Source organism: Oceanicaulis sp. UBA2681 (genome assembly GCF_002354675.1).
GTDB classification, from domain to species: Bacteria; Pseudomonadota; Alphaproteobacteria; order Caulobacterales; family Maricaulaceae; genus Oceanicaulis; species Oceanicaulis alexandrii.
This window is the reverse complement of sequence record NZ_DEMB01000001.1, coordinates 18,323-40,865: the sequence shown is the minus strand read 5'-3', so window position 1 is coordinate 40,865 and position 22,543 is coordinate 18,323. Positions and strand designations below refer to the sequence as shown.

Annotated in this window: 29 protein-coding genes; 16 read left to right on the top strand and 13 right to left on the bottom strand. The window is 63.2% G+C overall.

Features of this window, described 5'->3' with window-relative positions; genetic code table 11:
• Window positions 1-27: 27 nt before the first annotated feature.
• The 7 genes from B3M53_RS00235 to B3M53_RS00205 all read left to right on the top strand — a co-directional run bounded on the left by B3M53_RS00235 (window position 28) and on the right by B3M53_RS00205 (window position 5,883).
• Entirely contained in the window at window positions 28-318 is a 291-nt protein-coding gene (locus tag B3M53_RS00235) for an aa3-type cytochrome c oxidase subunit IV (RefSeq protein WP_273019749.1), read from the top strand.
• Window positions 319-457: 139 nt separating this feature from the next.
• Window positions 458-1,588: a Re/Si-specific NAD(P)(+) transhydrogenase subunit alpha gene (locus B3M53_RS00230; protein ID WP_273019747.1), complete on the top strand. Its 1,131-nt coding sequence runs from the start codon at window positions 458-460 to the stop codon at window positions 1,586-1,588.
• A 63-nt stretch (window positions 1,589-1,651) separates the two neighbouring features.
• Window positions 1,652-1,984, top strand: coding sequence for a proton-translocating transhydrogenase family protein (locus B3M53_RS00225; RefSeq protein ID WP_022700506.1), 333 nt, complete (start codon window positions 1,652-1,654; stop codon window positions 1,982-1,984).
• A 3-nt stretch (window positions 1,985-1,987) separates the two neighbouring features.
• Complete coding sequence (locus tag B3M53_RS00220; protein WP_273019744.1) at window positions 1,988-3,394, top strand: NAD(P)(+) transhydrogenase (Re/Si-specific) subunit beta; 1,407 nt, start codon at window positions 1,988-1,990, stop codon at window positions 3,392-3,394.
• A gap of 191 nt (window positions 3,395-3,585) precedes the next feature.
• Window positions 3,586-4,578 carry an alpha/beta hydrolase gene (locus B3M53_RS00215; RefSeq protein WP_273019793.1) on the top strand — a complete coding sequence of 331 codons (993 nt, stop codon included), beginning with the start codon at window positions 3,586-3,588 and terminating at the stop codon, window positions 4,576-4,578.
• A gap of 10 nt (window positions 4,579-4,588) precedes the next feature.
• Window positions 4,589-5,209 carry a class I SAM-dependent methyltransferase gene (locus B3M53_RS00210; RefSeq protein WP_273019742.1) on the top strand — a complete coding sequence of 207 codons (621 nt, stop codon included), beginning with the start codon at window positions 4,589-4,591 and terminating at the stop codon, window positions 5,207-5,209.
• A 173-nt stretch (window positions 5,210-5,382) separates the two neighbouring features.
• Window positions 5,383-5,883 carry a DinB family protein gene (locus B3M53_RS00205; RefSeq protein ID WP_273019740.1) on the top strand — a complete coding sequence of 167 codons (501 nt, stop codon included), beginning with the start codon at window positions 5,383-5,385 and terminating at the stop codon, window positions 5,881-5,883.
• Here the strand turns inward: B3M53_RS00205 and B3M53_RS00200 are convergent.
• Window positions 5,880-6,281 carry a DUF1499 domain-containing protein gene (locus B3M53_RS00200; protein WP_273019738.1) on the bottom strand — a complete coding sequence of 134 codons (402 nt, stop codon included), beginning with the start codon at window positions 6,279-6,281 and terminating at the stop codon, window positions 5,880-5,882. The two genes, B3M53_RS00205 and B3M53_RS00200, sit on opposite strands and share 4 nt — an antisense overlap.
• A gap of 120 nt (window positions 6,282-6,401) precedes the next feature.
• On the opposite strand from B3M53_RS00200, the gene B3M53_RS00195 reads away from it, so the two are divergent.
• Entirely contained in the window at window positions 6,402-7,349 is a 948-nt protein-coding gene (locus tag B3M53_RS00195) for an ABC transporter ATP-binding protein (protein WP_273019736.1), read from the top strand.
• A 2-nt stretch (window positions 7,350-7,351) separates the two neighbouring features.
• A complete protein-coding gene (locus tag B3M53_RS00190; RefSeq protein WP_273019735.1) occupies window positions 7,352-8,821 on the top strand; it encodes an ABC transporter permease in 1,470 nt (489 codons plus the stop codon).
• A 119-nt stretch (window positions 8,822-8,940) separates the two neighbouring features.
• Here B3M53_RS00190 and rpsU read toward each other — a convergent pair whose 3' ends face one another.
• Window positions 8,941-9,210 carry a 30S ribosomal protein S21 gene (rpsU, locus tag B3M53_RS00185; protein WP_349678812.1) on the bottom strand — a complete coding sequence of 90 codons (270 nt, stop codon included), beginning with the start codon at window positions 9,208-9,210 and terminating at the stop codon, window positions 8,941-8,943.
• Between the two features lie 184 nt (window positions 9,211-9,394).
• On the opposite strand from rpsU, the gene B3M53_RS00180 reads away from it, so the two are divergent.
• On the top strand, window positions 9,395-10,069 hold the full coding sequence (locus B3M53_RS00180; RefSeq protein ID WP_273019733.1) for a COQ9 family protein: 675 nt from the start codon (window positions 9,395-9,397) through the stop codon (window positions 10,067-10,069).
• A gap of 6 nt (window positions 10,070-10,075) precedes the next feature.
• Here B3M53_RS00180 and B3M53_RS00175 read toward each other — a convergent pair whose 3' ends face one another.
• The 3 genes from B3M53_RS00175 to arsH all read right to left on the bottom strand — a co-directional run bounded on the left by B3M53_RS00175 (window position 10,076) and on the right by arsH (window position 12,467).
• Entirely contained in the window at window positions 10,076-11,152 is a 1,077-nt protein-coding gene (locus B3M53_RS00175; protein WP_273019731.1) for a 5-(carboxyamino)imidazole ribonucleotide synthase, read from the bottom strand.
• Between the two features lie 3 nt (window positions 11,153-11,155).
• Window positions 11,156-11,665: a 5-(carboxyamino)imidazole ribonucleotide mutase gene (gene purE / locus B3M53_RS00170; protein WP_273019729.1), complete on the bottom strand. Its 510-nt coding sequence runs from the start codon at window positions 11,663-11,665 to the stop codon at window positions 11,156-11,158.
• An 88-nt stretch (window positions 11,666-11,753) separates the two neighbouring features.
• Window positions 11,754-12,467 carry an arsenical resistance protein ArsH gene (arsH, locus tag B3M53_RS00165; protein WP_349678815.1) on the bottom strand — a complete coding sequence of 238 codons (714 nt, stop codon included), beginning with the start codon at window positions 12,465-12,467 and terminating at the stop codon, window positions 11,754-11,756.
• Window positions 12,468-12,746: 279 nt separating this feature from the next.
• Here arsH and B3M53_RS00160 point away from each other — a divergent pair, with 279 nt between their 5' ends.
• A complete protein-coding gene (locus B3M53_RS00160) occupies window positions 12,747-13,478 on the top strand; it encodes a GGDEF domain-containing protein (RefSeq protein WP_273019725.1) in 732 nt (243 codons plus the stop codon).
• Window positions 13,479-13,499: 21 nt separating this feature from the next.
• On the opposite strand, the gene B3M53_RS00155 is transcribed toward B3M53_RS00160, so the two are convergent.
• The 3 genes from B3M53_RS00155 to B3M53_RS00145 form a co-directional block, all read right to left on the bottom strand.
• Window positions 13,500-13,709 carry a YdcH family protein gene (locus tag B3M53_RS00155; RefSeq protein ID WP_022700520.1) on the bottom strand — a complete coding sequence of 70 codons (210 nt, stop codon included), beginning with the start codon at window positions 13,707-13,709 and terminating at the stop codon, window positions 13,500-13,502.
• Between the two features lie 122 nt (window positions 13,710-13,831).
• The gene (locus B3M53_RS00150) at window positions 13,832-14,317 is read right to left on the bottom strand and encodes a TIGR02444 family protein (RefSeq protein ID WP_273019722.1); all 486 of its coding nucleotides are present in this window, start codon (window positions 14,315-14,317) and stop codon (window positions 13,832-13,834) included.
• The gene (locus B3M53_RS00145) at window positions 14,314-14,928 is read right to left on the bottom strand and encodes a UbiX family flavin prenyltransferase (protein ID WP_273019721.1); all 615 of its coding nucleotides are present in this window, start codon (window positions 14,926-14,928) and stop codon (window positions 14,314-14,316) included. The genes B3M53_RS00150 and B3M53_RS00145 overlap by 4 nt, the downstream gene beginning before the upstream one ends.
• A gap of 106 nt (window positions 14,929-15,034) precedes the next feature.
• Here B3M53_RS00145 and B3M53_RS00140 point away from each other — a divergent pair, with 106 nt between their 5' ends.
• From B3M53_RS00140 to B3M53_RS00130, 3 genes are all read left to right on the top strand, one after another.
• The gene (locus tag B3M53_RS00140) at window positions 15,035-15,205 is read left to right on the top strand and encodes a DUF465 domain-containing protein (protein WP_160092672.1); all 171 of its coding nucleotides are present in this window, start codon (window positions 15,035-15,037) and stop codon (window positions 15,203-15,205) included.
• 83 nt (window positions 15,206-15,288) lie between these two features.
• Entirely contained in the window at window positions 15,289-16,158 is an 870-nt protein-coding gene (locus tag B3M53_RS00135; protein WP_273019719.1) for a tetratricopeptide repeat protein, read from the top strand.
• Between the two features lie 90 nt (window positions 16,159-16,248).
• Window positions 16,249-17,067 (top strand): SDR family NAD(P)-dependent oxidoreductase, encoded by an 819-nt coding sequence (locus tag B3M53_RS00130; RefSeq protein WP_273019717.1) that lies wholly within the window; start codon window positions 16,249-16,251, stop codon window positions 17,065-17,067.
• 73 nt (window positions 17,068-17,140) lie between these two features.
• On the opposite strand, the gene B3M53_RS00125 is transcribed toward B3M53_RS00130, so the two are convergent.
• Together B3M53_RS00125 and B3M53_RS00120 are read right to left on the bottom strand one after the other, a co-directional pair.
• Window positions 17,141-17,800 carry a DUF1013 domain-containing protein gene (locus tag B3M53_RS00125; protein WP_022700526.1) on the bottom strand — a complete coding sequence of 220 codons (660 nt, stop codon included), beginning with the start codon at window positions 17,798-17,800 and terminating at the stop codon, window positions 17,141-17,143.
• Window positions 17,801-17,966: 166 nt separating this feature from the next.
• Complete coding sequence (locus tag B3M53_RS00120; protein WP_273019714.1) at window positions 17,967-18,950, bottom strand: NAD(P)H-quinone oxidoreductase; 984 nt, start codon at window positions 18,948-18,950, stop codon at window positions 17,967-17,969.
• 68 nt (window positions 18,951-19,018) lie between these two features.
• Here B3M53_RS00120 and B3M53_RS00115 point away from each other — a divergent pair, with 68 nt between their 5' ends.
• Window positions 19,019-19,219, top strand: a complete 201-nt coding sequence (locus tag B3M53_RS00115; protein WP_156861380.1) for a DUF1192 domain-containing protein — start codon at window positions 19,019-19,021, stop codon at window positions 19,217-19,219.
• 80 nt (window positions 19,220-19,299) lie between these two features.
• Complete coding sequence (locus B3M53_RS00110) at window positions 19,300-19,812, top strand: DUF1465 family protein (RefSeq protein WP_022700529.1); 513 nt, start codon at window positions 19,300-19,302, stop codon at window positions 19,810-19,812.
• Between the two features lie 182 nt (window positions 19,813-19,994).
• Here the strand turns inward: B3M53_RS00110 and rpmE are convergent, their stop codons facing one another.
• The 3 genes from rpmE to B3M53_RS00095 all read right to left on the bottom strand — a co-directional run bounded on the left by rpmE (window position 19,995) and on the right by B3M53_RS00095 (window position 22,443).
• Window positions 19,995-20,216: a 50S ribosomal protein L31 gene (gene rpmE / locus B3M53_RS00105; protein ID WP_009802014.1), complete on the bottom strand. Its 222-nt coding sequence runs from the start codon at window positions 20,214-20,216 to the stop codon at window positions 19,995-19,997.
• Between the two features lie 193 nt (window positions 20,217-20,409).
• Window positions 20,410-21,426, bottom strand: a complete 1,017-nt coding sequence (locus B3M53_RS00100) for a peptidoglycan -binding protein (RefSeq protein WP_273019709.1) — start codon at window positions 21,424-21,426, stop codon at window positions 20,410-20,412.
• 3 nt (window positions 21,427-21,429) lie between these two features.
• Complete coding sequence (locus B3M53_RS00095; protein ID WP_273019707.1) at window positions 21,430-22,443, bottom strand: hypothetical protein; 1,014 nt, start codon at window positions 22,441-22,443, stop codon at window positions 21,430-21,432.
• Window positions 22,444-22,543 lie beyond the last annotated feature (100 nt).

Below are 22,543 nucleotides of genomic sequence, written 5' to 3'. Positions count from 1 at the left end.
GGACTTCTTTTTCAGATGAGGACGATCATGGCTGAAGAATACACCCGTGGAGAGATGGACATCTCCGAGCATAAAGCCTCTTTCGACGGCTTTATCAGCGTGTCAGTGTATTCCACCCTGGTCGTGACCGTAACGCTGTTGTGCGTGATCCTCGTCTTCGGCGCGCATTTTCATTGGCTGACCGCCATGTTCGTCTCCGCCATTGTCGGCGGTCTGGGCGGCGTGTTCCTGAAGCAAGGCGCCGGCTATTGGGCGACCCTGGTGATTCTGGCCATCATCGGCTTCATCACAGGCGGCCTCGTCTCCCTGCTCGGCTAGGACTCACCCCCGATCTCACGACTGGTTCACCAGTAGTTGAGGGGAGTTTGCCCGTACAAGCCAAATTAACCCCTTTCCGGGCTTAGACGTTTGTCGCAGACTGCGCACAACGTTAACGACCGGACGACGGGGTCTTTGCATGCACATCGCCGTACTCGCCGAAACCCGGGATGGAGAATCCCGGGTCGCCGCCACGCCTGACAGCGTCAAGGCGCTGATCAAGGCCGGAGCCGAGGTCACGGTTCAAAAGGGGGCGGGAGAGCGCGCCGCCTATACCGACGCAGCCTATGAGGCCGCCGGGGCCAAGCTCGCCACGCGCGCCGCAGCCGTCAAAGGCGCGGACGCCTTGTTCTGCGTCCGCCGCCCCGATGACGAAACGCTCAAACGTCTCAAGGACGGCGCGCTGGTCATCGGGCTTCTGGAGCCTCATGGCGCGACCGACTTCGCCAAGGCCTGCGCGGACGCTCACGTCAACGCCCTGGCCATGGAATACACGCCGCGAATCACACGCGCCCAATCCATGGACGCGCTCTCGAGCCAGTCCAACCTGTCGGGCTATCGCGCGGTGATCGAAGCGGCCGAGCTGTATGGCCGCGCCTTCCCCATGATGATGACCGCTGCGGGCACCATCGCCCCGGCCAAGGCGTTCGTCACGGGCGCCGGCGTGGCGGGCCTTCAGGCCATCGCCACCGCGCGCCGTCTGGGCGCTGTGGTGTCAGCGACCGATGTGCGTCCCGCCGCCAAGGAGCAGGTGGGCTCGCTCGGTGCAAAATTCATCGCCGTCGAGGATGACGAATTCAAGGAAGCGGAAACCGCCGGCGGTTACGCCAAGGAGATGAGCGACGCCTACAAGGCCAAGCAGGCCGAGCTGGTCGCCAGCCATATCGCCAAGCAGGACATCGTCATCACCACCGCGCTGATCCCGGGCCGCCCCGCGCCGCGCCTGATCACCAAGGCCATGGTCGAGAGCATGCGTCCCGGCTCGGTGATCATCGACATCGCGGCTGGCAATGGCGGCAATTGCGAGCTGAGCGAGCCCGACAAGGTTGTCGAGCATAACGGCGTGAAGATCGCCGGCTTCACCAATCTGCCCGCGCGACTTGCCGCGGATTCCAGCCAGCTTCTGGCCAAGAACCTCGTCAATCTCTTCCCCCTTCTGGTGGGCGAGGATGGCGGCTTCGCCCCCCATTGGGAGGACGAAGTGATTGTCGGCATGGCGCTGACCAAGGACGGCGCGGTGATCCATCCCAGCCTGAGCGGGGACGCCTGATGACGATGCGCGCCTCTCGCCCCGCCCCCTATTCCCTGACCGCCCTCGCATACGGAGCCTGATATGGAAGCCGTTGATCCGATTGTCTTTCGCCTGGCGATTTTCATCCTCGCCGTTTTCGTGGGCTATTATGTCGTCTGGTCGGTGACCCCGGCCCTGCACACGCCTTTGATGAGCGTGACCAACGCCATCTCCTCGGTGATCATTGTCGGCGCGCTGATCGCAGCAGGCGCCACGGCGATGGACCAGGCCGGACAGTTCTCCAAAGGCGTCGGCGTGCTCGCGGTGATCCTCGCCAGCATCAATATCTTCGGCGGTTTCCTGGTCACCCAGCGCATGCTTGCGATGTACAAGAAAAAAGAAAAGCCGGCGGCCAAGCCGAAGGCGGAGGGCTAAGACATGTCAGCCAATCTCGCCGCAATTCTCTACATGGTCTCGGGCATTCTGTTCATCATGGCCCTGCGGGGCCTGTCGAGCCCGGAAACCGCCCGCCAGGGCAATTATCTGGGCATGGCCGGCATGGCCATCGCCATCGGCACCAGCCTGTTCTACGTCCAGCTGGACGGCCTGGGCCTCATGCTGATCCTCGGCGCGGTCGCCATTGGCGGCGGCATCGGCGCGGTGATCGCCCGCCGCATCCCGATGACGGACATGCCCCAGCTGGTCGCGGGCTTTCACTCCCTTGTGGGTCTGTGCGCCGTGCTGGTCGCCGCCGCCGCGCTCTACGAGCCTGAAGCCTTCCACATCGCCACCGCCACCGGGAAGCTCAAGGGCCTGTCCCTTGTCGAGCTGTCGCTGGGCGTCGGCATCGGCGCGATCACGTTTTCAGGCTCGGTCATCGCCTTCATGAAGCTTCAGGGCCTGATGAGCGGCGCGCCCATCGTCTTCAAGGGTCAGCACTGGCTGAACCTTGCGCTTGGTATCGCCATCGCCGTCTTCATCACCTTCCTGACCGCGTCGGGCGGGGACGCCAAGATCGCATTCTGGATCATCACCGTGCTGGCGCTGGTGCTCGGCGTCTTGCTGATCATCCCGATCGGCGGCGCGGACATGCCGGTGGTGGTCTCCATGCTCAACTCCTATTCGGGTTGGGCGGCGGCGGCGCTGGGCTTCACGCTGGAAAACACGGCGCTGCTGATTACCGGCGCGCTGGTGGGCAGCTCGGGCGCGATCCTGTCCTACATCATGTGCAAGGGCATGAACCGCTCCTTCATCTCGGTGATCCTCGGGGGGTTCGGCGCCGACACCACGGCCGCCGCTGCGGCGACCGATGTGGATCGTTCGGTCAAGCAAGGCTCGGCCGATGACGCCGCCTTCATCATGAAGAACGCCGGCAAGGTCATCATCGTGCCCGGTTACGGCATGGCGGTGGCCCAGGCCCAGCACGCGCTCAAGGAAATGGCCGACACCCTCAAGGAAGAGGGCGTGGACGTGTCTTACGCCATCCACCCGGTGGCGGGCCGCATGCCGGGGCATATGAATGTGCTGCTGGCGGAAGCCCAGGTGCCCTATGACGAGGTGTTCGAACTTGAGGACATCAATTCCGAATTCGCCACCGCAGACGTGGCGTTCGTGATCGGGGCCAATGACGTCACCAACCCCGCCGCCGAGGATGATCCCTCAAGCCCGATCTACGGCATGCCGGTGCTGCAGGTGTGGAAGGCGAAAACCGTCTTCTTCGTCAAACGCTCGCTGGCGTCGGGCTATGCCGGCATCGAGAACCCGCTGTTTTATCGCGACAACACCATGATGTTGCTGGGCGACGCCAAGAAGATGAGCGAAAGCATCGTCAAGGCGCTCGACTAACAGCGATTGCCTGTCACGGCCTGAACGCCCCGCCCGGATCCGTCCGCGGCGGGGCGTTTTGCGTCAGGCGTATGTGAGGCATCTGCGCCGCACAGACCTGATTTCACGACCTAGCCCTGGCTTGAAGCTGGACTCTGAGCGACCGCTCCGCCTTTCTAGGGCAAACGCCAAGGGGGACAGGCGTGACGGGGATGGACGCCGCTATACAGGGGCTGGCCCATGCATGGGGCAGGGCCTGGGAAGTCTGGACGCTTGCGCCGGACTGGCTGCGCTATGGCGCAATCCTTCTGCTCGTTGTTTACGTCCTGTGGCTGGTCTTGTTCTTCACCCAGCGCCGCATCCTCTATTTCACCGACCCGACGCGCATCCATCCCTCAGACTGCGGGCTGGAGCGCACACGCGAGACCGAGCTGGAAACGCCCGATAGACAAACGCTCGTGATCTGGCGCGCCGAGGCCGAGCGCGACGCCCTGCCCCATATCCTCTACCTGCATGGCAATCGCCGGGCGCTGTGGCGGCGCGCGCGGTTCTTTCGCCTGTTTATCGCGTCGGGATGGGGGCTGAGCGCGCTGGCCCATCGCGGCTTTAACGGCTCCACCGGCCGGCCCAGCGAGCCTGCGAATGTCGCCGACGCCATCCACGCCTTTGACGCATTGGTGGCCGAGGGCATCCAGCCGAGCCGGATCGTCGTTTATGGCGAGAGCCTGGGATCGGGCACCGCGGTGCAGCTGGCCGCCGCCCGGCCTGTGGGCGGGCTGATCCTTCATGCGCCCTATGACAGCTTTCGCGAATTTGTCCGCTCGCGCACGGGCTGGCTGTTGCCGCGGGCGATCTTTCGCGAGCGCTACGACTCCATTCGTCAGATCGGCCGGGTGACCTCGCCCCTGCTCTGGATTCATGGCGATCAGGACCGGGTTATCCCCCAGGGACGCGGGCGACGGCTTTATGACGCCGCCGTATCGACGAAATATGCAGCCCTTGTGAAAGGGGCGAACCATTTCGGCATCTACACCCAGGCCGTGTTCAATCAGCATATCCGCTTCTTCGCTGAAAGCTCCGCCTGTCTGGGCGGGCAGTCTTCCGCCGCCCCGGAGATGAGCGTCATCGACCCGATCCTTCCTCGCGAAGACGCCCGGCCCGAGCTGACGAAAGGCCGCGTTTCCACCGGTCCGAAAGCGCGCTAGCCTGACTCTCATGTCCTTTTATGAAAACCACATCCTGCCCCATCTGATCGGCTGCGCCTGCGGCGCGCCGCAGATCATGAAACAGCGCTCGCGTCTCGTCCCCCAAGCCGAAGGGCGCGTGCTGGAGGTCGGCTTCGGCGCCGGTCCCAATCTGGAGTTCTATGACCCTGGCAAGGTCAGCCGCGTCTTTGCGCTGGAACCCTCGATGGGTATGCGCCGCAAGGCCGCGGCAGCGATTGAAGCCTGCCCGGTCGAGGTGGAGCTGATTGACCTGCCGGGTGAAGAAATCCCGCTCGACGATGACAGCGTGGACACCGTGGTGCTCACCTATACCGCCTGCACCATTCCCGATGTGGACGCGGCTCTGGCGCAAATGCGCCGGGTGCTGAAACCGGGCGGACGCCTGCTGTTCTCCGAGCATGGACTGGCGCCTGATCCCGGCGTGCAGCGCTGGCAAAAGATCATCGAACCGGTGTGGAAACCCATTGGCGGCGGGTGCCATCTGACCCGGCGTCCGGACGCGCTGATCGAAGCGGCTGGGTTTTCGATCACGGACATGACGGCGGACTATTTGCCCAAAAGCCCGAAATTCGCCAGCTTCAACTATGCCGGGGCGGCCAGTTTGCGCTAATCGGGCGTGTCCATGCGCCGATGGTGCGTCTTTACAGGGCGATGATCCATCAATAACAAAGTGCTAGGTCAGAGGCCTGAAACCGCTCTGGCCCCGAGTGGAGCAGCCTGCTTACACTTAGGCTCCCTGGCCGCATCCTGATGGGCCGTCTGCAGAAGTGACGTCATAGAGCAATGCTGTACAGCCACCCCTCCCGCATGGCCGCTTACAACACCTGGGCGAACGCTCGATTGTATGACGCGGCGACAGCGCTGAACGATTTTGAGCGCAAGCGGGATGTGAAAGCCTATTTCACCAGCCTGCATGGCACGCTCAATCACATGCTGACGGCGGACCGGATCTGGCTCAAGCGCCTCACGGGCGAAGGCGATGCGCCCGCCAAGCTCGACACCGTGCTGTTCGAGCAGTTCTCGGACCTGCGCGAGGCGCGCGAGGGCGAGGACAAGCGGCTGATGGATTACGCCGCGACGGTGAAGCCTGAGCAGCTCGAGGACGTCTTTGAATACGTCAACACGCGCGGCGAAGAGAAAGCCCTGCCGCTGGGCGTGGTGCTGACCCATGTGTTCAACCACCAAACCCATCATCGCGGGCAAGCGACCCACATCCTGCGTCAGCTGGGCGTGGCCGAGCCGCCTTCACTCGACCTGTTGTACTTCGCCTTGCCGACCGCCTAGCTCAGCGCCGCCTGAAGGCTTTCAAGCCAGGCTGTGATGCGCTTGCGGTTCACGCCCATATCGGAATAGCCGATCACAGCGCGCGAATAGATCGCCAGCGCGGCGCCGCCCTGCGTCTCAAAGGCCTTGGCGGTGATGTAATCGGGAAAGCGAAACAGTTTGGAGCGCTGCACCAGCTCGATCTGGCCAGCCTCATCGCGCACCAGGGCGACGCGCGGCGCAGCCAGAGCGACGGCCTTGAAGGCCTCCAGCAGCGCCTCTGGCGTTTGCTCAAAGACCGGGCTGTCCTGATCTGGCGAGGCGTCCGCGTCAAATCCCGTCGGCAGCACCAGCCAGCGCCGCGGCCGCGCATCGGGGACCAGAGTCGCAAAATCCAGCGGGAAAGGTCGCTCAGCCATTTTCATGCTCCATCCTGCGCGATTGCATCGTGCGCGATTCACTGGCGCTATTCATAGCTGGATTACCGCTGCGCATCACCCTAAACCTTGAAGAAATGTGTTTCGGGAGCATCCAATCTGATGACTGAATACGCCCTGGAGGTGGACGGCCTGAGCAAGACCTTCGCCGGCAAGCCCGCCGTGCGCAATGTGTCGTTCAAGGCTCGAAAAGGCGATATCACCGGCTTTCTGGGTCCGAACGGGGCCGGCAAGACCACCACGCTGCGCATGTCGCTGGGGGTGATCACCCCCGATGCAGGGCGTGTGACGCTGTTTGGCGGCGCGCCCACCACCATGAGCATGGACCGGGTGGGCTTTCTACCGGAAGAGCGCGGCGTCTATCGCAAGATGACCGCCGAAGCCGTGATCGTCTTCTTCGCCCGCCTCAAAGGCCTGTCGGCCGGCGAAGCGCGACGTCGGGCGCTGGTCTATCTGGAACGCTTCGGCCTCAAGGATGCCGCGACCAAGAAGATCAAGGAACTCTCCAAGGGCATGGCCCAGAAGATCCAGATCATCTCCGCCATCATCCACGAGCCTGACTTCATCATTCTCGACGAGCCGTTTTCGGGCCTCGACCCGGTGAACCAGGCCATGCTCGAACAGGTCATCCGCGAACAGGCTGAAGCGGGCCGCACCGTTCTGTTTTCCACCCATGTGATGGAGCATGCCGAACGTCTGTGCGACCGGATCATCCTGATGGCGCGTGGGCAAAAGGTCTTTGACGGACGGGTGGACGAAGCCCTCGCCCGGGTGCCGCGTCAAGTGACGCTGGGCGCGGCGGCGGGCTCTGACCTCGCCGGCGTCATCGCCGATATGGGCGAGGTGGAGACGCTGGAGGCCGACCCTGACGGCGCCATCAACCTGCACCTGACGCTCAAACCCGGCGTGGACGCGCAGGACGTGCTGCGCGCCTGCGTGCAGGCCGGCGTGCCGCTGACCCGGTTCGAGCCCCGTCGCCCCCATCTTCACGACGCCTTCGTCGCCCTGGTGGGCGCGGATGCGGTCGAAACCGTCAGCGAAGAGGCCTGATCATGCGCGCTGCTTACCTGATCGCCCGCCGCGAATACCTGTCTTATGTCGCCACTTGGGGCTTCTGGCTGTCGCTGCTGGCGGTGCCGATCTTCGCCGCCATCGGCGGGCTGACCCCGGCCCTGATCCAGTCGAGCCAGCCGGTGCGCTATTTCACCGTCATCGACGAGACCGGCCAGGGGCTCGACCGTTTGATCGAAGAGACCCGGTTTGAAGAACGCCGGGAACGCGTGCGCAGCGCCATCGAGATGATGGCCCGCGGCATGGGCGGCGATGACGCCGCAGCGCGTGCGCTTGCCATTTTCGATGAAGACCCTGACGGCGTCAGCCGGGCCGAGGACGCCTTGCAGGCTGTGGGGCTCTCAGACGCCGCCAGCGCGCTAGACGCTGGCCGCACCAAGGCGGTGCAGGTCGACCCGCCTGCGCAGACTGTTGAGGCCCTGCGCGCCTATCTGGCGGGCGATCAGACCATAGACACGCCTGAAGGACCGAAATCGCTGTTCGCGGCCTTCTTCATCCGCCCCCATCCCGAGCAGGGTCTGGAGCTGGTTTATCTGTCCGCCAACCTGACAAACAACGATCTGCGCACCGATGTGCGCAATATTCTGCGCGCCAATATGCGCGAGGACGCGCTGGTCAGCGAAGGGCTCGACCCTGACGAGATCAACGCCATTCTCGATATCCGCCCTCTGGTCACCAGCCTCGATGTCAACAGCAACGCCGGCGAAGAGGAAGAAGTGACCTTTGCCGATCGTGCGCCCTTCTTCGTGGCGCTGGGCCTCGCCTTCATCCTGTGGATGGCGGTGTTCTCGGTCGCCAACATGCTGCTCACCTCCATGATCGAGGAGAAGGGCGGCAAGATCATCGAGCTTCTGCTCTCTACCGCACGTCTGGAAGACATCCTTCTGGGCAAGCTTCTGGGCGTGGCCGGCGTTTCAGTCACGCTCTTCGCCGTCTGGGGCGGGGTGGGCGTCGGTCTGAGCACGCTCGGCGGCTCCGCCCTCGCCTCCATCGACCCCGACCTTCTGGAGCTTCTGACGTCCGTGTTTGATCCCGGCCTGCTGCTCGCGGGTCTGTTCTTCTTCACCTGCGGCTATTTGATGTATGGCGCGATCTTCCTGGCCATGGGCTCGCTATGCGACACCTTGCAGGACGCCCAGACGCTGATGGGGCCTGTGATCTGGATCCTGATGCTGCCCATGCTGATCATCGTGTTCTCGATCAATGCGCTTGATTCCATGGTGATCCAGATCGGTTCCTGGGTGCCGCTGTGGACGCCGTTCGTGATGATGGCGCGCCTGCCCACCGATCCACCGTTCTGGGAGCTCGCAGCCGCGTGCGCGCTGATGGTGGCGACCACTGTCATCGTTCTGTGGGGCGCCGCAGCCGTGTTCCGTCAGGGGGCGCTGGGCCACGCCAATGCGGACTCGGTGCGCAAGCTCTTGAAGATGGGCGGCAAGAAAAAAGCCTGAGCGGAACCGCTCAGGCTTAGCCGCTCTCTCAGGTACGCTCAGACACAGCAAAACCCCGTACGCGATGCGTACGGGGTTTTTTGTGTCTGCTTTGGAGCGGTTAAGCCCGGCGCAGCGTCCTAGCGGCGAGCACTGCCGCCGCCACGCTTGGGCAGCAAGCCCTCACGTTGGGCGCGCTTGCGAGCCAGTTTGCGGGCGCGACGGATCGCTTCCGCTTTTTGGCGCGCTTTTTTCTCAGACGGCTTTTCGTAATGGTTGCGGCGCTTCATCTCGCGGAAAGTACCTTCCCGCTGCATCTTCTTTTTCAACGCTTTGAGCGCTTGCTCAACGTTGTTATCGCGCACGACGATCTGGACGATGGTAATCTCTCCCTTCGAATAGGTGCTCAAAGTCCGCTCCGGACTTTGAAACGTATAGCTCACGCGAACACAAAGAGCCGCGTGGCTCCAACGTCCGCGCCGGATCGCTTCCAACAGAGGCGGGCGATATACCGGGTCTGAAAGCCCCTGTCCAGCACAGAGCGCGGCGAAACGCCCCGTGACGTCAGGCTTTGAGCGCACTAGATATACCATCATGACCGCAAAAGCACAAAACTCCGCACCCTCCCGCGCCCAGGCCGCCCGCGATGCGCTGGTGGACGCCGCCCTACCCAACGCCGCCTTTGACGGTTGGAGCGAGGCCACCCTCGCCCAGGCCGCCAGGGATGCCGGTTTGAGCGAAGGGGAGGTGCAACTCTATTGCCCGGCAGGGATTCTCGACGTGATCGAGACCTGGACGCGGCGCTGTGACGACGCCGCCCGCGCCGAGATCGAGGCCAACCCCGCCAACCGGATTCGCGACAAGGTCAGCCAGGGCGTTCTGGCCCGGCTGGCCCAATATGACGGTGAGGAAGAGGCCGCCGCCCGCGCCCGCGCTCGCCTGCTGCTGCCGGATGGGATTGATCGCGGCGCGCGGCTGGTCTGGGCGACTTCGCACATGATCTGGAGCGCCATCGGCGACACCAGCACGGACGGGAATTTCTATTCCAAACGAGCGATTCTCTCCGGCGTTTACGCCTCGACCTTCGCCATCTGGCTGGAAGATGACAGTGAGGACCGCGCCAAAACGGCAGAATTCCTCGGCCGCCGCATCGACAACATCATGCAGTTTGAAAAGGCGAAGGGTCAGGTGCGCAAACTCACCAAGACTTTGCCGGACCTCACCGCGATGATGGGCGATCTGCGCTACGGCATGCGGCGGGCGAAGTAAGCGCGCTTACTTCAAAGGCCCCAGCACGTTCACATGGCCCATTTTGCGGCCATCGCGCGTCTCACGCTTGCCATACAGATGCAGCAAGGCGTTTGGCGTCTTCAGCCAATGTTTCCAGCCGTCCGCATCATGGCCGATCAGATTGATCATCTGTGCGGAGGAATGCGGCGTCGTATCGCCCAGCGGCCAACCGGCCACAGCGCGGATATGCTGCTCGAACTGGCAGACCGTGCAGGCGTCCTGGGTCCAGTGACCGGTATTGTGGACGCGCGGCGCGATCTCGTTGACCAGCAGCGTTCCGTCTTTCAGGGCGAACAACTCCATCCCCATCACGCCCACATAATCGAGCGCCTTGAGCACGCTGGCGGCCATGGCGAAGGCGCGGTTCGACAGCTCCTCGCTGATCTCGGCAGGGGCGAAGCTCTCGCGCAAAATACCGCCTGAATGCCGGTTTTCAGACAAGGGGTAGGCGGCGACCTCGCCATCGAGGCCACGGGCGGCGATGATGGACAGCTCCATGGTGAAATCCGCGAAGGCTTCCAGAATGGCCGGCTGGCCGTTCATGGCGACGAAGGCGTCTTCCGCGTCCGACATCTCGCGGACCACGGCCTGGCCCTTGCCGTCATAGCCAAAGCGCCGGGTTTTCAGAATGGCCGGCAGGCCCAGCTCTGAAATCGCCGTGTGCAGATCCTCAAGCGTATCCACAGCGCGAAACGCCACCGTCGGCGCGTCATGCTCATTGAGGAAAGTTTTCTCCGTCAGGCGGTCCTGAGCGACGTCCAGCGCCAAAGCGCCCGGACGCAGGGGCGCATGCTCGGCCGCCGCCGCGGCGGTCGCGGCGGGCACGTTCTCAAATTCATAGGTGACGGCGTCGACGCTGGCGGCGAATTTCGCGACTGCGTCCAGATCATCGTAAGCCGCGGTGATGGTCTCCACTGCCACGCGGCTCGCCGGGCAACCAGGTTCAGGATCAAAGATCACCACATCAAGGCCGAGTCGCGCCGCAGACAGCGCCAGCATCCGGCCCAGCTGGCCGCCGCCCAGAATGCCGATCCGGGCGCAAGGCGCGAGCGCGTCAGCCATGGATCAGTCCTCGACCGTTTCGTCCACTGACTCCGTCAGCGACGCGCGATAGGCTTTCAGGCGTTCCATCAGGGCGTCATCAGACAGACCCACAATGGAGGCGGCCATGATGGCGGCGTTCTTGGCGCCCGCCTCGCCAATGGCCAGCGTGCCCACCGGCACGCCGCCGGGCATCTGAACGATCGACAGAAGCGAGTCGAGGCCCGACAGAGCGCGTGATTGCACCGGGACGCCCAGCACCGGCAGATGGGTCATTGACGCCACCATGCCCGGCAGGTGCGCCGCGCCGCCCGCGCCGGCGATGATGACTTTCACGCCACGATCCGCTGCAGACTTGGAAAACTCCACCAGCCGGTCAGGCGTGCGATGCGCGGAGACCACTTTGGCCTCATACGCCACGCCCAGCTGATCCAGCAGATCGGCGCCGGCCTTCATGGTCGGCCAGTCCGAACGCGAACCCATGATGATGGAGATGGGAGCGGCCTGTACACCGCTCGAATTGCTTTCGCTCATAATAGCCTTGCCTGACAGGCGATTGGAAAGCACGTCAACTTAACTGTGGCGCGCTTTCGGTCAAGCAAAACCCCAGTCTGCACTGTATTCAGCGCGAGGGCTGTTTCACCCGCGCCATCAATTCCTCTGCGGTTTCCTTGCGCTCGGAGTATCGGTCGACCAGATAGTCGGCGTTTTCCCGGGTCATCCAGGTGAACTTCACCAGCTCCTCCATCACGTCGACAATGCGGTCATAAAGCCCTGAGGGCTTCATCCGCCCCGCCTCGTCAAACTCAAGGAACGCCTTCGGGATCGAGGATTGGTTGGGGATGGTGATCATGCGCATCCACCGCCCCAGAACGCGCATCTGGTTAAGCGTGTTGAAGCTTTGCGAGCCGCCCGACACCTGCATCAAGGCCAGGGTCTTGCCCTGGGTCGGACGCACCGCGCCCAGCGCCAGCGGGATCCAGTCAATCTGGGCTTTCATCACCGCCGTCATCGCGCCATGGCGTTCGGGACTGCACCAGACCATGCCCTCAGACCAGGTCACCCGCTCTCGCAGCTCCGCCACTTTGGGATGATCCGCCTCCGTGTCATCAGGCAGCGGCAAGCCATGGGCGTGAAACATCCGGATCTCGGCGCCCAACAGCTCGAGCAGGCGTCCCGCCTCCTCCACCGCCAGACGGCTGAAGGAACGCTCCCGAAGGGAGCCATACATCAGCAGGATGCGCGGTTTGTGCGTGAAACGCCCACGCGGCGCCAGTCCATCTGTCTGGATCGGCGCCATGCAATCGATCGCCAGATTCGGCAGGGGATCAGTCATGACATCGGACACGCAGGCTCTCCGCTTCAAATCGCCCCAATACTTCAGGAAATTCTGAAATAAATGATCCGGCGCAATACTTCAAGAAGCTCTGAAGTGATTGCCAACCTGTCGGCCTATCGACCTGTGTCGCGACGCAGCGCAATGACCTTGGGTTGAAGCGCGCAAAGCCGCACCCCTAAACAGTTGAAACACTGCCCGCAAAATCAGGAATGAACGGTTTTTTTACCACACGCGCCGAGGCTTAGGATGAAAGACCCGTGTTATGGAGCCCGCGACATGCGAATACGATCCGGCGGTCCGCTCGCTGGCGCCGGCCCTGTGGGTCGCCGCGAGGAGACACGGCGCAGCGAGGCTGCGCCTCGCGGAGCGAGCGCGCCGACCGATAGTGCGTCCATCCTGGGCGTCCCCGAAGCTGAGCTGACGCCCAATGTCCAGCGCGCCCTGTTGTCCTTGATGGGCGAGGTCGACCAGTTGCGTCGCGAGACCGAGGCCCTGCGCGGACGCATGCGCGAGCTGGAAAGTCTGGCGGACCGGGACGCCTTGCTGCCCGTTCTGAATCGCCGCGCTTTTTTGCGAGAGGTCTCAAAGGCCTTGTCGCTGGCGGAGCGGCATAACGCGCCGTCCAGCCTGATTTATCTCGATCTCAACGGCTTCAAGCAGATCAACGACAAGCATGGACACGCCGCCGGCGACGCTGCGCTGGAGCAGGTCGCCAATCTGATCACAGATCATGTGCGGGAAACCGACACCGTCGGCCGTTTGGGCGGAGATGAGTTTGGCATCGTCCTGACCCTGACGCCCGAAAGCGCCGCCAAAGACAAGGCGCGCGATCTCTCAAAAGCGATTTCGGACAGCGCCATCACCCATAATGGACACACGCTGGATCTGGGCGCCGCCTGGGGCGTGCATCCGCTCTCATCCGGCATAGCGGTGGAAGACGCCATCGCGGCGGCGGATGCGGCCATGTACGCGCACAAGCAGGCCGCCAAGGATCGCGCCGCCAGCTAGGGCGCGCGCCCGCAAAGCGCTTTAGGCGATGATGTCGGGGTTCAGGATGTCTTCCAGACGATAAATCTCGTCTTTCAGGTAGAGCTTCCGGCGCTTGAGGCGGACCAGTTTGAGCTGGTCAGTGACGCCGCATTCCGCCAGAGCCGAGACTTCTTCGTCAAGTGTCCGGTGCTCAAGCTGTAACTCTTCTAGCTGGCGCTTGAGCGCGGTTTCGTCGAACTCGCCATCCATTGTCCAGATCGACCCTTTCAATCAGACACAGGCCGGTCATATCCGGCTGAGTAGATTATCGAAAAGACCTCGGGCGCAAAAAGCGTCTCGCTTGCGCTCACTTCAATTCGAGGACGCCCATATTACACATTTTTGCTCGTCTCGAAAATGTTTTCCACAAATGCGGTCGCACTGTCGCCCGGAGCGCCGCAGCGGGCGGCGTACTCATGCAGACGGCGAAGGACCAGGGCGCGCCGGTCGTCCTCGCGATTTTCTGGACACGCCTGAGCCAATGATTCAAGACCATGTTGTTCCAACTTTTCCGCCTCCAGCTCGACCGCCAGAACCTTCTGGCGCAAGGCGGTCGCGGCGTCGGGATCAACGTCTGCGAACGGGTGTTTGAGATGGTCGCGCGCCATGCGCAGCGGCTTGACAACGCGCGCGCTCCACAGCGCGGACAGCTCCACCGCCTGCCCGAGCGCCGGGCCCGGATCACGCCCGTTCATCACCGTCCAGACGATCCACAACCCCACATTCACGTCCATGCCCGCCGCCTGCAGCGCCAGACAGGCGGTTTTGACACCGTCCTTGCCATAGAGTTTGACGGAGAAAGTCCAGAACGCGCTCATTCGGACGGCGCCCGCGTCCGCGCTTGCGGGCGGCGCCCCTGCTCGAGATCCTCGCCCCAGCGCTTTGTGCCGTCCCAATCCAGCCCGAACAGGTCAAGCGCGCGTCCGACGGTTTGATTGACGATGTCATCCACGCTTTCGGGATGCGCATAGAACGCCGGCAAGGGCGGCATGATCACAGCCCCCATTTCCGCAAGCTGGGTCATGGTGCGCAAATGCCCCAGATGAAACGGGGTTTCACGCACCATCAGCACCAGAAGGCGACGCTCCTTGAGCACCACATCCGCCGCGCGGGTCAGAAGCGAGGAGGTCACGCCCGTGGCGATCTCGCTCATCGTGCGCACCGAGCACGGCGCAATCAGCATGCCGCGCGTCTTGAACGAGCCTGACGCAATCGGCGCGCCTACATCGGCCTGTTTGTAGAGCATGTCGGCGCGCTCACGCAGCACGCTGGGCTTTTCACCCATCTCGTAGGACAGGGTCATCTCGGCCGCCTTGGAGGCCACCACATGACTTTCCACACCTAAGGTTTTCAACGCCTCAAGCGCACGCATGGCGTAAACCACGCCAGACGCGCCGGAAATCCCGACCACAAGCCGATCTGGGGTCATATCCGTCACTGCTGATTAACTCCGATAAAATGTCGCAACCGATTTTGAATTGTCATCTGGCGCTATCAGATGGTTCAATGTGAGTCCTAGAGCAAGGGAGGCATATATGGCCACTGACGCGCGTATTCGTGAACTGGACGCCCGCCACGACAAACTGGATCATCAGATTGTCGAGCAGATGAAAAGTCCCTCCAGCGACACCCTCGCGGTCGCCGCCCTTAAAAAACAGAAGCTTAAACTTAAAGAAGAGATTGAAGCCCTCAGGCGACGACAATAACCGGGCTTCCTGCTAGCCTGACCGGAAGGGCGGACCTCGCGTCCGCCCTTTTCTTTTTTATCCGCTGACAGTCGAGTTCGGTCGTGCTTCATCTCATCCGCCTTCTGACGATTACTGTGATGTTGGGGCTGATCGCCCAACCCGCGCACGCACAGAGCGCGCGCCAGCAACTCTGCCCTGAGGGATATGCCGCACTCTCCGACAATGAAGCGGAGGCCGCGATCCCAGCCTTTCAGGCCTGTCTGGCCGAGCAATTTTATGACTGGCCGCAAGAAGCCGAGCTGCGAACCCGTCTGGGCGCAGCCTATCTGGCCTCCGGGCGCTCTGAAGAGGCGCTGATCGCCTATAATCAGATTTTTGCGCTGGTGGAGGCCAATGACGGCGATGTGGACAATCCGCTGATCCGCCGCAATCGCGCCGCCGCCTATCTGCAGCTGGACCGCCCCGAAGACGCCCTGCCTGATCTCGAAATCGCCCTGGCGCGGATCCCTGAAGACGGCTTCACCGCCGTGCTAGCGGGCTCGGCCTATCTTGATCTGGACCGCGCCGCCGAAGCCGTCGCCGCCTTTGACGCCGCCGTGCGGGCTGAACCCGCCTACGCGTCCGCCTGGATCGGGCGCTCCGCCGCTTTCGTCGAGCTGGGAATGAGCACGCTGGCGATCGAAGACGCGCGTGAAGCGGTGAGCCTGCAGCCTGACGATCCGGGCGCGCTGAACGCACTGTGCTGGGCGCTGGTGCGGGCCGAGCGGGCCGCTGACGGCCTGACGATTTGCCGCGCCGCGTCAGAGGCCGCGCCGGAGGAAGGCTCGATCACCCATTCGCTCGCCGCCGCGCTGGAACAAGTGGGCGAGGTTGAAGAGGCGCACGCCCTGTATACGCGCGCCCATGAGCAGGCCCCTGATGATCCTGAAATAACCCAAGATTATGAGCGCGTCTTCGGCGCCACGCCCTAACGCCTTCAACACAAAGGCTGACTGAGGTGTTTACAGGGCTCTCGCGCATCTGTTTGATCGCCGCCGACTGATTGAAAATGGAGTTTACCCATGGCGGTCTCTGATCGTGTGGCCATCATCACCGGCGGCGCCAAAGGCATCGGCGCGGCCTGCGCCCGGCGCTTTGTCGAAGAAGGCCTGCGGGTCGTGGTCGCTGACATTGATGACGAGGCCGGGGAAGCCCTGGTTGAAACCCTCAACGCCGGCAAGGAGCGCGCGCTCTTTGTCAGCTGCGACGTATCTGACAAGCTTGCAGTGGCCAACCTGATGGCCGAGACCCGGTCTGCATTCGATCGGGTGGATGTTCTGATCAACAACGCCGCAACCCTCGCCAAGGGCGACGTGATGGATCTGTCGGCGGATGATTTTGACGCCGTGATGAACGTCAATATGCGCGGCGCCTTTCTGGTCGCCAAGGCCGCCTCCAAGCAGATGGTCGAGCAGATCGAGGAAGAGCAGACACGCGCCGAGGATTGTCGCAAGCGCTACGCCATCATCAATATGAGTTCGGTCAACGCCGTGGTCTCCCTGCCTGACCAGCTCGCCTATTCGATGAGCAAGGGCGCGCTCAACCAGATGACCAAATCCATGGCCCTGGCCCTGGCGCCCTGGGGCGTGCGGGTGAACGCCATCGGGCCAGGCTCGATCAATACCGACATTCTCAAGGCCGTGGCCGATGATCGCGAAGCGATGAAGCGCATCCTGTCGCGGACGCCGCTCAACCGTCTGGGCGATCCTGACGAGATCGCCGGCGTCGCCTGGTTCCTCGCCAGCAAGGACGCCAGCTATGTCACCGGCGAATGCATTTACGCCGACGGCGGTCGACTGGCGCTCAACTACACCATGCGGCCTGAAGATTACGAAGACTGAGCACGCGCAAGTCGCACAGCAACAAGCCCGGCTCTGAGAGCCGGGCTTTTTTCATGCGCAAGCTTTTGAAGGCTTAGTCGCTATCGCCCTTGGGCTTGCCGAACAACTCATCCAGCGTGGTCGGCGAGTTAGAGGATTCGCCGTCCTGATCGTCAGCCGGCTTGAGGGTGTCTTCCTCGATGATCACCTGACCATCTTCTTCCATCTGCTTGCGACGGGCGGACGCCTTGGAGACCTGCGCATCCAGATCGATCTGGGTGCACAGACCCAGCGTCACCGGGTCGGTCGGCTTGATGTTCGGCGAATTCCAGTGCGTGCGCTCACGCACCGCCTCGATCGTGGTCTTCGTGGTGCCGACCAGCTTGGAGATCTGCGGATCCGTGAGTTCAGGGTGATTGCGAACCAGCCAGGCGATGGCGTCCGGACGATTCTGGCGGCGCGACAACGGCGTGTAGCGCGGGCCTTTCTTGCGTTCCTGGAACTCGGCGTATTTCGGCTTGGAGGCGCTCATGCGGTAGGAGGGGTCGCCTTCCGCCTTGGTCAGCTCTTCACGGTCCAGCTGGCCGGAGGCGACCGGGTCCGCCCCACGCACGCCAGCAGCCACGTCGCCATCTGCGATGCCCTTGATCTCCAGATGGTGCAGGCCGGTGAAGTCAGCGATCTGTTCAAAGCTCAGCGCGGTGTTGTCCACCAGCCAAACCGCCGTCGCCTTTGGCATGAGAATCTCGGCCATGTCAGTCCTCGTACACGAAACAAAAGAAAACCCGGCGCGGACCGCCGGGTTGTCGCCGTCGACCGCCCCTCATCACGCCAGTCACGATTGAAGAGGGAAAGTGTGTCCCTCCTTATAGCGCGCTTGTGGCGCGCTGGAAACACCCCTGACACGCCGTCGTCAGGCGCTAGGGGACAAGCAGGATCTTGCCGGCATGGCCGCCTGCATCCATGCGCGCATGAGCTTTGGAGACCTCATCAAGCGCAAATGTGGAATCCACCTGTGGGCGCACCTTCCCCGCCTCTATCCAGGGCCAGACATGGGTCTGAACCGACTGGGCGATTGCGGCTTTCTCCGCATCGGGCCGGGCGCGCAAGGTCGAGCCGGTCAGGGTCTGGCGTTTGAGCATCAGGCCCATCAGATCCACCTCCACCCGGCTGCCCTTGAGGAAAGCGATCATCACGATGCGCCCCAGACGGTTCAGGCAGTTGAGGTTCTTCTGCACATAATCGCCGCCGACCATGTCCAGGATCACGTCGGCGCCGCCCTCCGCGCTGATCGCCGCGGACCAGTCCTCGGCGTGGTAATCAAAGGCGCGATCTGCGCCGAGATCGCGGCAAAGCTGCGCCCGGTCGGGGCCGCCCGCCGTCGCGATGACAGATGCGCCATGCGCTTTGGCCATCTGGATGGCTGTCGTGCCGATGCCGCTGGCGCCGCCATGCACCAGAAACCGCTCACCGGGTTTCAGCGCCCCGGCGTCAAACACATTGGTCCAGACGGTGAAAACGGTTTCGGGCAGCCCGGCCGCATCTTCAAGCGCTACGCCTTCAGGCGCGGGCAGCACGCTGCCCGCCTTGGCGCGCGCGACATCCGCATAACCGCCGCCTGACACCAGCGCCACGACCGAGTCGCCAATCGCGAAATCCGTCACGCCCTCGCCCAACGCCCGCACTGTGCCGGACACTTCAAGTCCCAACCCCTCAGGCGCGCCCTCAGGGGCGGGGTAAAAGCCCATCCGCTCAAACACGTCCGGCCGGTTGACCCCGGCGGCGGCCACGTCGATCAGCACCTCGCCCGGCGCCGGCGGCGCCAGCTGGACGGTTTTCACAACCAGCTTTTCAGGTCCGCCAGGTTCGGGAGCGACGACGATGCGCGATGAAATCTCAACCATGAACGGGACTCCGATGGGTTAATGCACTAGTATCTGTCGCCTTATCCCTAGAGAGGAGAGCGATGCAGATGTTTCAAGATGAACCGCTGACCTCCGGCGCCGAGGCGATCACTCCGGGCGAAGACCTGAGCGAGCTGGGGGTCGAACAACTGACGGACAGGCTTGAAGCCTTACGCCAAGAAATGGCCCGGACTGAAACGGCGATCAAGGACAAGAAGGCCGGGTTGTCGGCTGCAGAAGCCTTTTTCACCACGCCTGGCTCCCAGTAACGGGCGCTTGGCCTCAGCCTTGCTTAAGAGTTCTTATACATTCTTGAACTGATGCGTAACGAGACAGCACGGATATCCACATGACCCCGGTCACGCCTCACATCGCCAGCACCGCCGCCCGCGTTTCCGATTTCGCGGAGTCTGAAATGTTCCGCCGCCTGTTTCGCGACGGCATGGATCTGGTTGAGGAAACCGCCAGCTATCTGGACGGGCCGGGCCGCGATGACGCCAAGCGTCTGGGCCGGTCGGGCGCGCTCGCTTACGCCTCGGAATCCATGGGCCTGACCACCCAGCTGATGCAGTGCGCCTCCTGGCTGTTGACCCAGCGCGCCGTGGCGGAAGGCGACATGCACGCCGATGAAGCCGCTGAAGAGCGGTATCGCCTGTCGCCGAACAAGTTCAGCCCGCCCAGCTGGCCCGCCGGGGATGACCCCTGCCCGCCGCGCCTGGGCGATCTGGCCCTGCGCGCGCGCGAGCTGCACGAACGCCTGATGCGGCTTGACGATTCCCTGTTTGAAGCCGAAGTGAAGCCGGCGGACAATCCGGTCGCGAGCCAGCTGTCGCAACTGAGCGCCGCGTTCTCGGAAGCCTGAGCGCCAAACAGCTTTAAACGCAAAAACGGCCGCTCCGAGGAGCGGCCGTTTTTGTGTTCAACACACCCCCATAGGCGTATCGAGCAGGCGAGAAAAACGCCCGCAGCCGAGGGGAGACTGCGGGCGTTCCTCGAAAGACTTCAACGGAGCCAAGCTCTGCCCGATCGAGGGGGGATAGGGCCTTAGACGCCGAAGCCTTTGAACTTGTCTTTGAACTTGGACACGCGACCCGCACGGTCCAGCAGGGTCTGGTTGCCACCAGTCCAGGCCGGGTGCGTGGACGGATCAATGTCCAGTTGCAGCACTGCGCCTTCTTTACCATAGGTAGAACGAGTCTTAAAGCGCGATCCGTTCGGCAGCACCACTTCGATGAAGTGATAGTCGGGGTGAGTGTCCTGTTTCATCGTGCCGCTCCGGCCCTCTTTACGCTTGAAGGCGGCCGTTAGAGCCGCCCACAAGTGGAAATCTGCATGAATTGAGGCGCGGTGTATACACCCCGAAATCGACTGTTTCAAGCGCTCTGAGTCAGATAGCGCAAATACAAGGACTTACCGAAAACTTAATCGCCGGTGAGCTGCATTTATGGTTCACAAACCCCTAACGGGAGGTCAGTTTCAGCTCGATCCGGCGATTACGGGCATAGGCCTCCTGGGTGCGGCCTTCCGCAAGGGGGTAATGCTGCCCGAAACCTGCGGCCAGCAGACGGCGCGGTGGTACGCCCTGGCTTTCAAAAAAGGAAATCACCGACAAAGAGCGCGCCGTGGACAGCTCCCAGTTGGACTCGAACGGCGCATTGGGGCCCAGCGGCACCCGGTCGGTATGCCCGTCCACACGCAGCACCCAATCAAGATCATCAGGGATTTCGCCGGTGAGCTGGATGATCGCGCCCGCTATGGGCGCCAGCGAGCGGCGGCCTTCCTCACTCAGCTCGGCTGAACCGGAGGCGAACAGAACATCGGTCTCGAACACGAACCGGTCGCCCACCACGCGAACGCCGGAGCGGTCGCCCAACACCTCGATCAACCGTCCGAAGAATTCCGAGCGATAGCGCGCCAGCCGCGCCACTTCGCTGGCGAGCGCCGCATTGAGCCTTCGCCCCAGATTGACCACTTCGGCTTCCAGCTCCGCCTCACGCGCCTCAGAGGCGTTCAGCGTCTCATTGAGCCGCGCCAGCTCTTCGCGCAAGGCCGCCATCTGATTGTTCAATAGCGCGACCGTCGCCTGCGCTTCCTCATTGAGGGCTTCTTCTTCCGCCAGACTCGCGCGCGCCGCAGCGAGACCGTCCTGCAAGCCCGCAATTTGAGAGCTGAGACCGGCGTTGGTTTCCTGCAAGGCGCCGTTTTCCTGATTGAGCACGCTCACGCGCAGGCTCAATTGCTCGTTTTCGCTCTGTGCGAGGTTGAGCTCTTCGGCGAGCGTGGCGAGACGGCTGTTGAGATCGGCCAGCTGCTCGTCGCGGCCTGTCAGCGCCTGGGACAGGGCGAACTGCCCGGCTGTGAACACCGCCAGCAGAAAGACGATGACCAGCAGCAAGGTCGCGAGCGCATCAACGAAGCCCGGCCAGTAATCGCCGGAATCGCTCTGGCTGGACTGAAGGTGCCGAGGCAGGGACATGGTTTACTCGTTCCGGTCCTGGCCGCGTTCCCGGTTCAGGCGCGCCTGCGCCTCCAGCGCCCGCACCAGAACCTTGATCTCGTCGCGCAGAAGACGCGCGCTCTCACGCTGGCTTTCCGCTGCGTCGTCCGCAAAGCGGGTCATGATGGTTTCAAGCTGACGGGTATGGCGCTCCAGCGTGTGGGTCAGCCGGTCCAGCGCATCCGCGCTCTGCTCCAGCAAGGCCCCCACATACGCGCCGGAACCGCCCGCCTCGTCCGCGCTGGCGCCCTGCGGGCCGGCGTTGGACAGGCGCGAGATCGTGGAGAGCCATTCCTCGACCTCGTTGTAAAAGCGGTTCTGCGCCCGGCTCGCCTGCAATTCGAGAAAGCCGATGATCAGGGAGCCCGCCAGACCGAACAGCGACGAGGCGAAGGCCGTGCCCATGCCGGCGATCGGTTCCTCAATGGCGCTCATCAGCGCCATGGCGTCGGTCTCCCCGGCGCCGGAGGAGGTCGCTGATACGGCGCGCACCGCGTCGCCCACATCCGACACCACAAGAAGCAGGCCGTAGAACGTGCCCAGAAGCCCCAGAAAGATCAGAAGGCGTCCGAAATAGCGCGTGAAGGCGCCGCTTTCCGCCATCCGCGCCGCAACGGAATCCAGCACCACGCGCGCTGACGCCGCCGACAGGCGCGACCGGCCGTCCGCCGCATCGGTGATCAGCGCCGCCATGGGCGCGATCAGGGCGGGCGGGCTGGGCAGTTGATCAGGGTGGTCGGCCTCGTTCAGGCGCACCAGCCAGCGCGCGCTCGGCCCGATGGCGAGCGCTTGTTGGAAGGTGTACAGAATGCCGATGAAGAGGACACCCAGGATCAGGCCGTTGATGGCCGGATTGGCCTCGAACGCCAGGATCAGGGGTTGGTGCAGCGCGGCCGCCAGCGCCAGCACTACAGCGAGAAACACCACCATCCAGAGAATGTAGTTTCCCGGTCCGGTGAAACGGGCCTTGCGGCGCGGTTCTTTCGGATCAGCCATGCGATGCGGCTCCCTCATCTGACGCGTCAGCTTCCCTGCAGGCTTGGCCTACGCCGCTATCAAACGCAAGGGTCTTGGCGGGAATGAGGCAGGGATGGGG